This window comes from Xanthomonas arboricola pv. guizotiae, from assembly GCF_002940205.1.
In the GTDB taxonomy this organism is placed as follows: Bacteria; Pseudomonadota; Gammaproteobacteria; order Xanthomonadales; family Xanthomonadaceae; genus Xanthomonas; species Xanthomonas arboricola_C.
In genome coordinates this window covers 94,544-107,815 of sequence record NZ_MDSK01000002.1, presented here as the reverse complement: position 1 = coordinate 107,815, position 13,272 = coordinate 94,544, and the positions used below count along the sequence as shown (strand labels likewise).

The 13,272-nt window shown below is 67.4% G+C and carries 16 protein-coding genes; 7 read left to right on the top strand and 9 right to left on the bottom strand.

Annotation, left to right across the window (positions count from 1 at the left end; all coding sequences use genetic code 11):
- Positions 1–71: 71 nt before the first annotated feature.
- On the top strand, positions 72–1,442 hold the full coding sequence (locus XarbCFBP7408_RS02050) for an MFS transporter (protein ID WP_104560954.1): 1,371 nt from the start codon (positions 72–74) through the stop codon (positions 1,440–1,442).
- A gap of 562 nt (positions 1,443–2,004) precedes the next feature.
- Here the strand turns inward: XarbCFBP7408_RS02050 and XarbCFBP7408_RS02040 are convergent.
- The 9 genes from XarbCFBP7408_RS02040 to pdxH form a co-directional block, all read right to left on the bottom strand.
- Entirely contained in the window at positions 2,005–3,171 is a 1,167-nt protein-coding gene (locus tag XarbCFBP7408_RS02040) for a glutathionylspermidine synthase family protein (protein WP_104560950.1), read from the bottom strand.
- Between the two features lies 1 nt (position 3,172).
- The gene (locus XarbCFBP7408_RS02035; protein ID WP_104560948.1) at positions 3,173–3,748 is read right to left on the bottom strand and encodes a DUF1190 domain-containing protein; all 576 of its coding nucleotides are present in this window, start codon (positions 3,746–3,748) and stop codon (positions 3,173–3,175) included.
- A 12-nt stretch (positions 3,749–3,760) separates the two neighbouring features.
- On the bottom strand, positions 3,761–4,165 hold the full coding sequence (locus XarbCFBP7408_RS02030) for a DUF350 domain-containing protein (RefSeq protein ID WP_104560946.1): 405 nt from the start codon (positions 4,163–4,165) through the stop codon (positions 3,761–3,763).
- Between the two features lie 37 nt (positions 4,166–4,202).
- The gene (locus XarbCFBP7408_RS02025; protein WP_181106799.1) at positions 4,203–4,880 is read right to left on the bottom strand and encodes a YjfK family protein; all 678 of its coding nucleotides are present in this window, start codon (positions 4,878–4,880) and stop codon (positions 4,203–4,205) included.
- Positions 4,877–5,959, bottom strand: a complete 1,083-nt coding sequence (locus XarbCFBP7408_RS02020; protein ID WP_104560942.1) for a potassium channel protein — start codon at positions 5,957–5,959, stop codon at positions 4,877–4,879. The genes XarbCFBP7408_RS02025 and XarbCFBP7408_RS02020 overlap by 4 nt, the downstream gene beginning before the upstream one ends.
- A 25-nt stretch (positions 5,960–5,984) precedes the next feature.
- A complete protein-coding gene (locus XarbCFBP7408_RS02015) occupies positions 5,985–6,755 on the bottom strand; it encodes a PspA/IM30 family protein (protein WP_104560940.1) in 771 nt (256 codons plus the stop codon).
- A gap of 12 nt (positions 6,756–6,767) precedes the next feature.
- Positions 6,768–7,184: a YjfI family protein gene (locus XarbCFBP7408_RS02010; protein ID WP_104560938.1), complete on the bottom strand. Its 417-nt coding sequence runs from the start codon at positions 7,182–7,184 to the stop codon at positions 6,768–6,770.
- 131 nt (positions 7,185–7,315) lie between these two features.
- Complete coding sequence (gene aac(6'), locus XarbCFBP7408_RS02005) at positions 7,316–7,771, bottom strand: aminoglycoside 6'-N-acetyltransferase (RefSeq protein WP_104560936.1); 456 nt, start codon at positions 7,769–7,771, stop codon at positions 7,316–7,318.
- Positions 7,768–8,367, bottom strand: a complete 600-nt coding sequence (gene pdxH, locus XarbCFBP7408_RS02000; RefSeq protein WP_104560934.1) for a pyridoxamine 5'-phosphate oxidase — start codon at positions 8,365–8,367, stop codon at positions 7,768–7,770. The genes aac(6') and pdxH overlap by 4 nt, the downstream gene beginning before the upstream one ends.
- A gap of 346 nt (positions 8,368–8,713) precedes the next feature.
- Between pdxH and XarbCFBP7408_RS01995 the strand changes: the two genes are divergently transcribed.
- From XarbCFBP7408_RS01995 to XarbCFBP7408_RS01970, 6 genes are all read left to right on the top strand, one after another.
- Entirely contained in the window at positions 8,714–9,256 is a 543-nt protein-coding gene (locus XarbCFBP7408_RS01995) for a shikimate kinase (RefSeq protein ID WP_104560932.1), read from the top strand.
- A complete protein-coding gene (gene aroB, locus XarbCFBP7408_RS01990) occupies positions 9,253–10,365 on the top strand; it encodes a 3-dehydroquinate synthase (RefSeq protein ID WP_104561085.1) in 1,113 nt (370 codons plus the stop codon). Before XarbCFBP7408_RS01995 ends, aroB begins: the two co-directional genes overlap by 4 nt.
- Positions 10,366–10,554: 189 nt before the next feature.
- Entirely contained in the window at positions 10,555–10,806 is a 252-nt protein-coding gene (locus tag XarbCFBP7408_RS01985; RefSeq protein ID WP_104560930.1) for a WGR domain-containing protein, read from the top strand.
- Positions 10,807–10,819: 13 nt separating this feature from the next.
- Positions 10,820–11,884, top strand: a complete 1,065-nt coding sequence (hemE, locus tag XarbCFBP7408_RS01980) for a uroporphyrinogen decarboxylase (RefSeq protein WP_104560899.1) — start codon at positions 10,820–10,822, stop codon at positions 11,882–11,884.
- Positions 11,885–12,680: 796 nt separating this feature from the next.
- On the top strand, positions 12,681–12,974 hold the full coding sequence (locus tag XarbCFBP7408_RS01975; protein ID WP_011051975.1) for a RebB family R body protein: 294 nt from the start codon (positions 12,681–12,683) through the stop codon (positions 12,972–12,974).
- A gap of 22 nt (positions 12,975–12,996) precedes the next feature.
- A complete protein-coding gene (locus XarbCFBP7408_RS01970) occupies positions 12,997–13,266 on the top strand; it encodes a RebB family R body protein (protein WP_011051976.1) in 270 nt (89 codons plus the stop codon).
- The last annotated feature ends 6 nt before the right edge of the window (positions 13,267–13,272 follow it).

Here is a 13,272-nt window from a genome sequence, read left to right as displayed (position 1 = left end):
GATGCTGCGCGGCCATGACCGGTGCAAGCCTCGTGGTCATGGCTCTACACACTTCAGTTTCTGGATGCTCGATGCCCGCCGATACCGCCCTGCCCGCCACGCCACTCAATGAGGCCCAACCCACTTCCATCCTGGCCGCTCCGTACCGCGCCGCAACGCTGGGCATGGTGGCACTGGTATCGCTCAATGCCTTCGAATCGCTGGCGGTGGCCGCCGCCATGCCGACCGTCGCGCGCGATTTGAATGGCTTGACGCTGTATGCGCTGGCGTTCGGCGGCACCCTGGCGACCAGCGTGGTCGGCATGACCGCCGCCGGGCGCTGGAGCGACCGGCGTGGCCCCGGCGGGGCGCTGGCTTACGGCCTGCTGTGCTTCGTGGTCGGTCTGCTGGTGGCAGGGCTGGCGCCGAGCATGCCGGTGCTGATTGCCGGCCGCCTGCTGCAGGGCCTGGGGGCCGGCGCGTATTCGGTGGCGCTGTACGTGATCGTCGGGCGTCTGTATCCGGAAGCATTGCGGCCCCGCGTGTTTGCCGCGTTTTCGGCCGGCTGGGTGGTGCCGTCGCTGATCGGACCTGGCATCAGTGGATTGATCGTGCAGCACGTCGGCTGGCGCTGGGTGTTCCTGTCGGTGCCGCTGCTCGCGATACCGGCCGGGCTGATGCTGTGGCCGGCGATCCGCGGGCGCACCTGGTCCAGCGACACAGCCGGCGCGTCGCATTCCGCATTGCGCTGGGCGATGGGTGCGGCCTTGGGTGTGCTCGGCGTGTATCTGGGCGGGCAGCTGCATGGCACGAGCGCGTTGCTGGCGATGCTGCCGGCATTGCTGCTCACCGTGTGCTGCGCCTGGCAGCTGTTGCCGGCCGGCACGCTGCGGCTTGCGCGCGGGCTGCCCAGCGTGATCGCGCTGCGCGGCATCGCGGCGGCGGCCTTCTTCGGCTTCGAGGCGTTCCTGCCGTTGCTGCTGTCGCGCGAGCGCGGCCTGTCGCCGCTGCTGGCCGGCGTGGCGCTGAGCGTCGGCGCGCTGGGCTGGTTCAGTGGCTCCTGGTACCAGGGCCATAGCCGCGCCGGCTGGTCGCACCCACGCCTGCTCAAGACCGGTGCGTGCTTCATGTCGCTGGGCATCGTGATCAGCGCGGGGGCGGTGTGGCCGGTCATCCCGGTGCCGGTGGCGATTGCCGGCTGGGCGCTGACCGGCCTGGGCATGGGCTTGCTGTATCCGAGCCTGTCGGTGTTGACGTTGTCGCTGTCGCCGCCCGCGCAGCAAGGCGCCAACAGTTCGGCGCTGCAGTTGAGCGAGGCGATTGCGGTGGCCGGCATGCTGGCGCTGGCCGGCGCCTTGTTCGCCGCGCTGCTGGCCTCGGCGACTGCAGCCGCCTACCTGAGCGTGTTCGCCCTGGCATTGCTGCTGGCGGTGGCGGGCCTGTTGGTGGCGCGGCGGGTGTGATGGGTGTGCGGTGTATCGAAGGAAGAGAACACTGATCGCGGGGCTGACGCGTCGCGCTCAGTCGATGTGTATCGCCCGCATCGCATGCGGCGCGTGTACGGTCTGCACGACTCGCACGATCTGCAGGCTCGGCACATCGCGTTGGCATGACGCAACCCAGGCCGGCACATCTCATCGCCGATAGCGCAACCGACTTTGCCGATCCTGTCGAGATCGCTGCGATCGGGACCGGAAAAACGTATCCGCGAGCGGCTGGTCATTTTTTCGCCAGCCATCTTGACAGCGTTGCAGGCCGGGGCCTGCACCCACTTGTCCACAGCCTTGTGCAAGTTCCATCCACAGGGGGTGTGGAAAACCTGCGCTGCGCGGCAGGCAGCGCGGGGCTTGCGCGCGACTGCAGCGTGTGCCAGGCGATACGGGACGGCAGCTGCGTCATGCAGCGCGGGCCTGGCATACGGCCCGCGCCATGCGCAAGCAGCGCTTCATTCACGGGCAGATGCAAGGGCGATCGCGCCAGACGGCACCACCGCGTCGCAGCGGCGCTGCCGCACCCGCTGCTGCATCAGTTCACGATCACGTGCGGCACGAAGCGCGAGGTGTCGCGGGTGATCGGGCCATCGTCGTCGCGCATGCCCAGCCCGGCCGGACGATCGGCCACCACCCAGCTGCCGACCAGCGCATGCCGGCCATCGAACACCGGCAATGGATGATGCGCCTGCAGGATCGCCGGCCCGTCCACATACGGGCCATCGGTCTGCGCAGCGTCGCCCTGTGCGCTGACCAGGGAAATATTGGCACCCTCGCGCGACAGCAGCGGCTTGCGTACCCAGCCTGCCGTGGGCGCTTGGCCGGCTTGCGCAAAGCGCGCCGGCAGCAGGTTGGGATGGCCCTGATGCCGCTCCCACAACAGCGGCAGGATGCCCTTGTTGCTCAGCACCGATTTCCACGCCGGCTCGATCAGGCGCACGCGGTTGGCGCACAACGCCGGGCCGAAGCGCTCTTCCATCATGAATTCCAGCGGATACAGCTTGAACAGCGTGTGGATCACCCGGTCCTGCTCATCGGTAAACCAGCCATCGGCGCTGAGGCCGATGTCTTCGATGGCCACTTCCTCGGTGCTGATGCCCACCTGATGCGCGCAGTCGCGCAAGTAGCGCACCGTGGCACGGTCTTCCAGCGAATCGCGCACCGCGGAGAAATGCATCTGCGCACCGATCGCGCCATCCACCGCCAGCGCGCCCAGGGTTTCGCACAGCAGGTCCTGGATCAGGTTGTACTGATCGGTGCCCTTGGGCAGCGCACCGGCGGCGATCTGCTGTTCCAGCCACAGCCACTGGAAATACGCCGATTCGTACAGCGAGGTCGGCGTGTCGTAGTTGAGCTCATACAGCTTGGCCGGGCCGTTGCCGGCATAGGCCAGGTCCATGCGGCCGTACAGATGCGGGTCGCGGTTCTTCCACGAGGTGGCGATCCAGTCCCAGTAGAACGGCGGGATCGCCAGCTGCGTCATCAGCTGGTCCGAGCCCACCACCTCGTCCACCAACTGCATCGCCATGTCGTGCAGTTCCTGCGTGGGCGCTTCGATGTCGTCTTCGATCTGCTGCAGCGTAAACGCGTAGTACGCGCTTTCGTCCCAATAGCGCTCGCCGTCGATGGTGTGGAAATGGAAGCCGAGCGACTCGGCCTGCTCGCGCCAGTCCGGGCGCTCGGCAATTGCGATCCGTTGCATGTCAGCCGCCGTATCCGGAGTTGCGCCCGCCGCTACCGAACGAACTGCGCGCCGCCGCACTGGAGCCGAAACCCGAGCGCGACACGGTGATCGCCCGCGACGGCATGTCGATGGCGCCGCTGCGCCCGCGGACGGTGCCGACGCGGTTGCTGGCCAGATCGCCGTTGGGCTTGTAGTACCCGCCGCTGCGGTAATCGCGGTACAGCGGAATCGAGCCGCCATAGCGGTAGCCGCCGCCACCGGTCATGTTGCCCAACGCATAGCCCAGCAGGAACCCGCCCATCGGCGGGATCCAGCTCTGCTGGCCCTGCGCCGTCTGCACCGCCGTGCAACTGCCGAACTGCTCGTCGCATTCGTAGCGCGTATTGAAGCGCGGCGCCGCCTGCTGATGCTTGGTCACCGCCTCGTCGTAGGCCTTGAGGCATTGCTGGATGTCGCTCTGTTCCTGCTTGATCTGGTAGCAGTCCGAGGCCGACTGCAGCACCACACCGGTTTCCGGCTCCGAGCCGCAGCCGGTGACCAGGGCGGCCGGCAGCGCGGCCATCAGGGTGAGCTTGAGATTGCGTGATCGCTTCATGCCTGCGCTCCGTTACGGCGTGATCGCCGCGGCATTGATCAGCCCGACCGCGGTCGACACGCCGGCCGAAAAGATGCCGGCGGCGGTGACGTTGTCGGTGATCTGCCGCGAGATGCGCCCGGCCACCAGGTTGGCCAGCAGATACGCCACGACCTGGATGCCGCAGGCGACCGCGCCCCAGATCAGCGCATCGACCAGGCTCACCGAATGGGTGATGGCCGAATGCAGCGGCAATGCCACACCGATCAGGTTGCCGGCCAAGGCGGTGGCCGCAGCCACGTTGCCCTGCCGCAGCAGGGTGAAATCCTTGTGCGGGGTGACCAGGGTCACCAGCACCACCGCCACGATCAACACGCCCAGGCCGGTGCCGAAGTAGGAAAGAAACGCGAGAAAACTCTGCAGACTGATCGGGTTCATGACAGGACCAAGGTAAGTGGAAGGCGAGCGCGCATGCTCAGGTGATATCCAGATCGGCGACGGTGACATCGATCCCGACCGCATAGGTGACGCAGAATTCGTTCGGGCCGGAATCCTCGCCGGTGACCAGCAGGAATTCTTCGCGCTGCAGCTCCGGCACATCGCGGCTGTAGAGCATGGCGTAGTGGGTCAGATCGCCATCGCGGCGCGGCGGCTGGTAGCGGTACAACACTTCGTCGTAGGCGATCGGCGGAATCCGCGCGGCATCGTCGGTGGATTGCGTGGCGCGCTGCCATTGCTTGCCGGCGTACTCGATCTGCGCCGCACCCAGATGCGGATGCTGCATCACGAACTCCTGAAACGCCTGCTTGCTGGGCGGATTCACCGTTTCGCAATACACGAACGCCTTCATCGCTTCCAGATCGCCGCCCACGGTGGTGACCTGCAAAAACGCATCGTCGTCCAGATAGAACCGATGCAGCGCATAGCCATCGCCCAGATTGACGTGGCCGTAGCACGGAGTGCCCTGATGCCCGCCCGGCAACTCGGCGGTCATGGCCTCCGGCGCCATGCGGTACAACGTGGTGTCGATCTCCAGCTGCCCACCCACGCGCAAGCCCAGCGGCAGCGCGTGACCGATGGCGCCAGTGCCGGAAGTGGGCAACGGCGGCGGCTGTGGTTGACCGAACAACTTGCTGAAAAAACTCATCGTCAGAGACCTTGTGGCGATGGGGAAATGGGGGCCGCCTCGCTGCGCAGCGCCTGCCACGCGATGGCGTGCGCCGGCACGCGCTGCTCGGCCAGGTAATACAGCATGGCACCGGCGGCGACAGCGGTGCGTGCTGGCGGGTTCAAGCGCAATGCGCCGTCGGGCGCACGCAGGCCCAGCAATAACGCACCGCGCTGGCTGAAATCGGCTGCAAGCCGGCGGTAATCCAGTGGTTGGACATTCGCGGGCACGGCCAGGCTGAACTGGGTCGGGCCATCGTCCACCGACAGCAGTTCGGCGGTGATCGCCGCACTGCCCGGGTCCTGCGCCGCACGGGCCAGGATCTCGGCGGTCATCGGGCGGGTGCACTCGATCGCCGGATAATGGCAATTGACCAGCCGCGCGGCGCTGCCCGAGTCGAAGTGCGCCACGATGTGCGCGGCCGGCGCATGTGCCATCAGCGCGAACACTGCCGCCAGGGTCTGGTCGTCCGAGGGCGGGTTGACAATCACCCGCGCCGCACCGGCGATGCCGGCACGCAGGTACACCTCGGTATGCGTGTACGACTCGGCGGCGATGAAGCGCATGTGGTCGGGCATCGGGTTTTCCGCCACGCCCTCGGCGATCAGCACCACGCCTTCGTCGTCGGTGGCGGTGTCGGACAGCAACAGTTCCAGCAAGCGTGTGGACGCTGCGCCCTGCCAGCCGATCAGGATGGTGTGCCCGCGCAGGTCGGCGTAAGCCATCTTGCCCATGTGGTGGCGCCTCCAGAAAGTGATGAGCACGCCGCTGGTCTTGGCCAGCACCGTGGCGAACAACGCCACCGCCCCCGGCATCAGCACGAACGCGGCGATGTAGCGCCCGGCCACCGAGCCCGGCGACAGGTCGCCGTAGCCGATGGTGGTGGCGGTGGTCATGTAGTAGTACGGAAACGCGTCCAGGCCGACGAGCTTGTGCTCGCCGGCCAGCAGCAGCAACACCCAGCTCAGGCCCATGTGCGCCAGCAGTGCCAGCGCCACCATGCCCCAGCTGACGCGGCGCACGTGGCGCCGCATTATCCGCAACAGCTTTCCGACGATGATCATGGCGCGTCCTGTGCCGTGCGGCGGATCAGCTGTCGCTGCGCGGAACCTGCTGCACGTCGCGTACCTGGCCGATCAGCGGCGCGCTGCCGCCGGCGGCGTCGTGGCCGAGCTGGGCCGGCTTCTTGAAGCGAGCCAGCACTGCGGCGGCGTTGGACTCGCCTTCCATCAGGCCGGCCGCGGCCAGACGCCGGTTCAGATCGCCGTCGCCGCTGGACGCCTCCAGCTCTTCGGCCGATTCGATACGCGCCGAAGTTTCGGCCTGACGCGCCTTGATCCGCTCCAGCGATTCCAGTGCCGAACCCATCTTGCTGCTGGCACCGGAATGGCGCGCGGCAATCGCCGCCTGCGCCTTCTGCACCGCATCGGTGGCCTTGACGGTGTCGATCTGCTGGCGCATGCCGCGCAGCTGGTTCTCGGTCTTCTGGATGGTGGCCTTGAGCGTCACCACCGACTGGTCCAGCGAGCTCTTGGAGGCCTTGTCGCCGGCGTCCTCGCTTTCCAGTGCCGCCAGCTTGACCGCCACGTCGTGCGCCAGTGCCTCGTCGTTCTTGGCCAGCGCACCTTCGATATAGCGCGTGTATTCGGCCATCTTGCCGGCACGCGCGTCGATCTTCTGCTGGGCGAGCTTGCTCTGCGCCATCAGCTTGGTCAGCTCCTCGCGCGAGCGCGTGAGCTGGGCGCCGGCATCGCGCATTTCCTGGTCCAGGATGCGCAGCGCGTTGGCGTCGACCGCCTTCTGGCCGGTTTCGTGTGCAGTGCCACGCAGCAGCGTGATCAGCTTTGAAAAGATACTCATGACAACACGCCTTTAGGAAAAGAACGGCTTGAGAGATTCGGCGGCATCCAGCGTATTGGCCGCCAGGGTCTGGATTTCCTGGTCGATCTGGTCGAGCGTGGACGACGCCGACAGTTCGCCGAAGACCACATAGCTGTCCTTGCCGTCGACCTGCACCAGGCCCAGGTTGGACAAGGGATTGAGCGGGTTGAGCCGCAGGCAGGCGTCGTTGAACGCCGCGCGGTCGCTGACCTGGTCGGCATTGGCCAGCAGCGTGGACACGAACACCTGCGAGCCGGAGGCGGCGACCTGGATCTGCATGTCGCCATGCTCGGCCAGGGTTAGGTTGATGGCCGGCTCCAGCCCGTCGATCAGTTCGACCTCGATCGGCTGGTCGCGGTAGCGCTCGGCCAGCAGGCCGTGCAATTCGACAGTGGTGTACTGCGTCATACGATGTCCTGTCCTTTGGTCATGCAGCGGTGGTGATGCAGATGCCGCTGCGGTGATGCAGCAGCAGCGGTGCAATGGGCGGACATACTACAGACTGTCCGCGACCGGCAGAAAGGCCGGAAGTCAGCCGGTCAGGCCAGCTGCAGGCGGTAGTAGACCACCCGTTCAGTTGGCTCGAAGCCGCATGCCGCATGCGCCGCCTGGGCGCCGCCGTCGTCCAGCCGCGCATCGGAGGCCAGCTCCGCGCAGCCCTGCGCTCGCGTCCACTCCACTGCCGCGGCCACCAGCGCGCGACCGAGCCCGCGGCCGCGCCAGGCCGGACTCACATACCAGCCTTCCAGAAAGCCCACCGGCGTGCTCTCGGTGCCATTGACGTAGTCGTGGCGCACCGACACCTCGGCAAAGCCCAGCGCCGCCTCCGCGTCGTCCACCACCAGCAGGTGGCTGGCGTCTGCCAGCGCCAACGCGGCCTGCAGCTCGGCGACGCTGTCGTCGGCATCGGGCCACAAGGCCAGGCGCAGGGCCAGCAAGGCCTGCGCATCGGCGCCCACCGCCGCGCGCACCCGCCAGCCGGCCTGCGCGCTCACGGATACAGCATCCGCTTGCTCCAGCGGCTGGCCGCATCGGCCTCGTAACGCCAGCGCTCGTGCAGGCGGAACTTGGCGCCGTACCAGAACTCGAACGCCTGCGGCACCACCCGGAACCCGCCCCAGCCATCCGGGCGCGGCACCGCACGGCCTTCGAAGGTGGCTTCGACCTTGGCGATGGCCGCGTCGAACTCCTCGCGCGAGCCCAGCGTCTGCGACTGCAGCGAGGCCCAGGCACCGATCTGGCTCATGCGCGGGCGCGAGGCGAAGTAGGCATCGGCTTCCTCCGCGCCGACCAGTTGCACGCTGCCCTCGATGCGCACCTGGATGCCGGCCTCGCGCAGGCTGCGCCACAGGAACAGCAGGGCGGCCTGCGGATGGGTCTGCAGGTCGCGGCCCTTCGCGCTGTCCAGGTGGGTGTAGAACACGAACCCGCGCGCATCGAAGGCCTTGAGCAGCACGGTGCGCGCGCTCGGCCGGCCATCCACGTTGGCGGTGGCCACGGTCATTGCGCTGGCTTCGAGCTCGGCGCCGGCCTGCGCCTCGGCGTACAGCGCGGTAAAGGTGGCAAGGGCTTCTGCGTACAGATCGGTCATGGCGGTGTGAGGGCGGCACGATGGACGCCTATTGTGGGCGCATCGCGCCAGCTTCGCCTATGCGCAGCGGTCGACAGACCCGCGCCCGCTGCCAGGACCTGCGGCTGATGCCTGGAACCTAAGGCGCGCGCGTGCTGTTGGGCATCTTCGCGTCACTGCCGCCGGGCTGCCAGGCACACGCCACCGGTTGCGTGCAGACACTCCATCTTCAGTGGTCGCCCCAGCCGTTGTCCGCGCAGCGTGGGTGTCGATGCTGCTGCGCGCAGCCGACGGTCGCCGCGCCGGAATGGTGTCAGTCCACGCCGATTGGCCCGGTGCGCCGGCCCGGATGCTACGATCGCTGCGCATGAACCCCGCTCCCAATCTCGTGATGGTCGGCCCGATGGGCGCCGGAAAAAGCTGCATCGGCCGCCGTCTGGCCGAGCGCTTCGGGCTGGAGTTCGTCGACGTGGATCAGGCCATCGTCGAGCAGGTCGGCAGCAGCATCCCGGCCATTTTCGAACAGCACGGCGAAGCGCGGTTCCGCCAGCACGAGGTCCATACCCTGCAGACGCTGCTGGAGCAGAACAACAAGCTGATTTCCACCGGCGGTGGTGCGGTGCTGGATCCGCTCAACCGCCAGCGCATCCGCGCGCGCGGCTTCGTGGTGTACCTGCATGTCAGCGTGCCGGCCCAGCTCACCCGGCTGGCGCGCGACCGCAACCGGCCGCTGTTGCAACGCGCCGACCGCGAGCAGGTATTGCATGCGATGGCCGCGCAGCGCACCCCGCTGTACCAGGAGGTCGCCGACCTCAGCCTGGAAACCGATCACTTCTCCCCCGCCGAGGCCACCGCGCAGCTGGTGCTGCGCCTGGCCGCGCAATGGCGCATGTCGAGTCCCCCCGCATGACACTTCCCCGTTCCTCGCGCAGCGTCGATGTCGACGGCGCGCAGCCGTACACCATCACCATTGCGCCCGGTCTGCTGGCCGACGGCGCGCGCCTGGCCAGCCATGTGCGCGGCCGCCACGTCTTGCTGCTCAGCGACTCGCAGGTGGCCCCGCAGTACGCCGCCGGCGTGCGCAAGGCGCTGCTGCAGGCGCGCCCGGACCTGCAACTGGGCGAGCTGGTGATCGCCGCCGGCGAAGCCTCCAAGACGCTGGACAATTTCGGCGCCGCGATCGCCGCATTGGCCGAGCTGGGCGCCACACGCGACGCCTGCGTGTTCGCGCTCGGCGGCGGCGTGGTCGGCGATCTGGCCGGGTTCGCGGCGGCCTGCTGGATGCGCGGGGTGGACTGCGTGCAACTGCCCACCAGCCTGCTGGCGATGGTGGATTCCTCGGTCGGCGGCAAGACCGCGGTGGACATCCCGCAGGGCAAGAATCTGGTCGGCGCGTTCCATCCGCCACGCGCGGTGATCGCCGATACCGACACCTTGCATACCCTGCCCGCGCGCGAGCTGCGCGCCGGGCTGGCCGAGGTGATCAAGTACGGCGCCATCCGCGACCCGCTGTTCTTCCAGTGGCTGCATGCCGAACGCCGCGCGCTGCTGGAGGGCGATGCGGATGCCCTGGCGCAGGCGATCGCGCGCAGTTGCGAACACAAGGCCGACATCGTGGCGCGCGACCCGCTGGAAAAGGGCGAGCGTGCCCTGCTCAACCTGGGCCACACCTTCGGCCATGCGATCGAGACCGAACAAGGCTACGGCGCGCCCGGCAACGACAACCTCAACCATGGCGAAGCGGTCGCGGTGGGCATGGTGCTGGCCGCGCGGCTGTCGGCCGCGCTGGGCATGAGCGCTGCGCAGGACACCGAGGCGCTGCGCGCGCTGCTGCATGACTTCGACCTGCCCACCGACATTCCCCCCGGGCTGTCGCCGCAGGCGCTGCTGGGGCGCATGCGGCTGGACAAGAAGAACATCGCCGGCCGCCTGCGGCTGGTGTTGTGGCGCGGCATCGGCAAGGCCGAGGTGGTCCCCGATGTCGACGAGGCGGCAGTGCTGGAGATCCTGGCGGGCTGAGCGACGCCACTTGTCTCCGGCACATTCGTAGGAGCGGCCCCGGGCGCGACAGGGCTTGCCGGTAAATCCCCATCGCGCCCAGGTGCGCTCCTACGCCATCCCTGCTTGCCAACGCTCCCTTCGCAAGCGGAGCAACCCGGCGCGCCCACTGCTCCCAACCTTCAGCAGCGCCCGGCTACAATCGGCGCCATGCGCATCCACTTGCAACACGATCCTGGCGGCAACGCGCCGCTCCGCTACGTCCAGCTGACCCTGCAACCGGATCTGTTCGGTGGCTGGGAGCTGTTGCGCGAGAGCGGCGAGATCGGTGGACGCTCGCAGTTGCGACGCGACCAATACCTGCTGCAGGACGAAGCGGACCGGGCCTTCGACAAGGCACGCAACACCCACCTCAAACGCGGCTTCCAACTCATCACCGGCGGCGCCGACGCGCCGCGCTGAGGACACACCTCCCATGCTCAAGAACGATCGCCTGCTGCGCGCCCTGAACCGTCAGCCCGTGGACCGCACTCCCGTGTGGCTGATGCGCCAGGCCGGCCGCTACCTGCCGGAATACCGCGCCACCCGTGCGCGCGCCGGCAGTTTCCTGGGCATGGCCAAGAATCCCGAGATCGCCTGCGAAGTGACGCTGCAGCCGCTGCAACGCTTTCCGCTGGATGCGGCGATCCTGTTCTCCGACATCCTGACCATTCCCGATGCGATGGGCCTGGAGCTGTATTTCGTCGAAGGGGAAGGCCCCAAGTTCCGCCATCCGGTGCGCGATGCCGCCGCGATCCATCGGCTGGGCGTGCCGGACATGGAAACCGAGCTGCGTTACGTGATGGATGCGGTGCGCCTGATCCGCCGTGAGCTGGATGGCGCGGTGCCGCTGATCGGCTTCTCCGGCAGCCCGTGGACGCTGGCCTGCTACATGATCGAAGGCGGCGGCAGCAAGGAATACGCGCGCATCAAGGCCATGGCCTTCAACGCGCCGGAGGTGCTGCATCACCTGCTCGGCACCGTCACCGATGCGGTGATCGCCTACCTGTCCGCGCAGCGCGCGGCCGGCGCACAGGCGTTGCAGGTGTTCGACACCTGGGGCGGCGTGTTGTCGCCGGCGATGTACCGCGAATTCTCGCTGCCCTACCTCACCCGCATCGCGCGCGAGCTGGAACGCGGCGACGGCGCCGAGCGCACCCCGCTGGTGTTGTTCGGCAAGGGCAACGGCGCCTACGTGGCCGATCTGGCCGCCAGCGGCGCCGAAGCGGTCGGCGTGGACTGGACCATCGCGCTGGCCGACGCCGCCCAGCGCGCCGGCGGCCGCGTCGCCCTGCAGGGCAACCTGGACCCGGCCACCCTGTACGGCTCGCCCGAGGCAATCCGCACCGAGGTCGGCAAGACCCTGGACAGCTACGCGCAAGGCAACGGCGGCTCGCGCGAAGGCCATGTCTTCAACCTCGGCCACGGCATGTCGCCGGACATGAATCCCGACCATGTCGGGGTGTTGGTGGAAGCGGTGCAGACACTGAGCAAGCGCTAACGCGCCGTACATCCGACAGCACCCGTAGGCGTTGTCGGGCACCGCATGCGCGTGCGCGTGTCATCCTGCCTGCGTGGATGCGGTACGACACAGACGTCGTTGAGGTCTTGTGTCAATCGCTCACGCCGGGATGTGGGGCAACGCCGTGCACCAGCAGCAAGTGCGCCATGCCTCTGCATGCGGCCTCCACCGGAGCGACGGGTGTGGTCATACCGCCCACGCCTGGCACGCAGCGCCGCCGATAAGCGCTCGCCAGGCGATACCGCACACCGTCGCGGACAGCTCGCGGCCCGGCGCGCTGCGAACGCAAACCAGTGCGCTACAGCCGTTCAAGCAGTCGTAGACAGCGCACCCTCTCCCACTTCAGCGTCAGCGTCCGCGTCCGCGAAGCCCTGTCTGACCGCGCAACGGCAACCTGTCGTTGCGACAAGGCGCGCGTCACACGCCACCAAGCGAACGCAAGCTATCGGATCCGGGCCGAGATAAACGGAAGGTACGGGAGTCGTGCAGCGTGTTTATGCAAACGCCGTTGCGCTTTATCCATGAATTCCCCGCACGGCGTTCCAAATCGCCGCATCGACATGCATGCCGTTCTAAAGCGGATCGGGCTTCACGTCGATAAGCCCGGCATTGCCGTCGTTTAAGCCAATTTTTCCAGACGCAGGAGATCTACTGTTTCTCCACGGTGATGCGGTGCCACTGCAGCACATCTCCGGACAGGCAGGCCGCCTGCCAAACCTCGACTTCGTCACGTTTGTTCAAGCGCTTCACTCATTCGAGAAACAGGGAGAAAAGCATGGCATTTCCAACCGCCGTCAACGACCAGATCACCGACTCCGTCACACAAGCCAATACCAAGGTGCTGGGCGACGCCCCCGCCATCGCCATGGGCAATCTGTACCAGGCCACCGCGCAGGCGTTGGCCAATGCCGCCCATAACGCGACCAACGCACAGCAGCAGAGTTATGTCACCGCGCAGTCGGCCACCACGATGGGCGTGGCCACGCTGTACTCCATCGATACCGCCACCACCGGTGTCGCCACCAAACAGATTCTAAGCACCGGCGTGCCTGGGCTCGTCTCGCGCTAACTCGAATCTTTAGGAGAAGAAAATGGCATTTCCGACTGCAGTCAATAATCAGATCACCGATTCCGTTACTCAGGTCAATACCAAGGTGTTGGGCGACGCCCCGGCCATCGCCATGGGCAACCTGTACCAGGCCACCGCACAAGCGCTGGCCAATGCCGCCCATAACGCGACCAACGCGCAGCAGCAGAGCTATGTCACCGCGCAATCGGCCACCACCATGGGCGTGGCCACCCTGTACTCCATCGACACCGCCAGTACCGGCGTGGTCACCAAGCAGATCCTGGGCGTCTGACGGCCC

Excerpts from the sequence above, each read along its gene's own strand:
- XarbCFBP7408_RS02010 (WP_104560938.1), bottom strand. The coding sequence starts at position 7,184 with ATGACGCAGTACACCACTGTCGAATTGCACGGCCTGCTGGCCGAGCGC.
- XarbCFBP7408_RS02030 (WP_104560946.1), bottom strand. The coding sequence starts at position 4,165 with ATGAACCCGATCAGTCTGCAGAGTTTTCTCGCGTTTCTTTCCTACTTC.
- XarbCFBP7408_RS01985 (WP_104560930.1), top strand. The coding sequence starts at position 10,555 with ATGCGCATCCACTTGCAACACGATCCTGGCGGCAACGCGCCGCTCCGC.
- pdxH (WP_104560934.1), bottom strand. The coding sequence starts at position 8,367 with ATGACCGATCTGTACGCAGAAGCCCTTGCCACCTTTACCGCGCTGTAC.
- XarbCFBP7408_RS02020 (WP_104560942.1), bottom strand. The coding sequence starts at position 5,959 with ATGATCATCGTCGGAAAGCTGTTGCGGATAATGCGGCGCCACGTGCGC.
- aroB (WP_104561085.1), top strand. The coding sequence starts at position 9,253 with ATGACACTTCCCCGTTCCTCGCGCAGCGTCGATGTCGACGGCGCGCAG.
- XarbCFBP7408_RS01975 (WP_011051975.1), top strand. The coding sequence starts at position 12,681 with ATGGCATTTCCAACCGCCGTCAACGACCAGATCACCGACTCCGTCACA.
- XarbCFBP7408_RS01995 (WP_104560932.1), top strand. The coding sequence starts at position 8,714 with ATGAACCCCGCTCCCAATCTCGTGATGGTCGGCCCGATGGGCGCCGGA.
- XarbCFBP7408_RS01970 (WP_011051976.1), top strand. The coding sequence starts at position 12,997 with ATGGCATTTCCGACTGCAGTCAATAATCAGATCACCGATTCCGTTACT.
- XarbCFBP7408_RS02035 (WP_104560948.1), bottom strand. The coding sequence starts at position 3,748 with ATGAAGCGATCACGCAATCTCAAGCTCACCCTGATGGCCGCGCTGCCG.
- XarbCFBP7408_RS02050 (WP_104560954.1), top strand. The coding sequence starts at position 72 with ATGCCCGCCGATACCGCCCTGCCCGCCACGCCACTCAATGAGGCCCAA.
- XarbCFBP7408_RS02015 (WP_104560940.1), bottom strand. The coding sequence starts at position 6,755 with ATGAGTATCTTTTCAAAGCTGATCACGCTGCTGCGTGGCACTGCACAC.
- XarbCFBP7408_RS02040 (WP_104560950.1), bottom strand. The coding sequence starts at position 3,171 with ATGCAACGGATCGCAATTGCCGAGCGCCCGGACTGGCGCGAGCAGGCC.
- hemE (WP_104560899.1), top strand. The coding sequence starts at position 10,820 with ATGCTCAAGAACGATCGCCTGCTGCGCGCCCTGAACCGTCAGCCCGTG.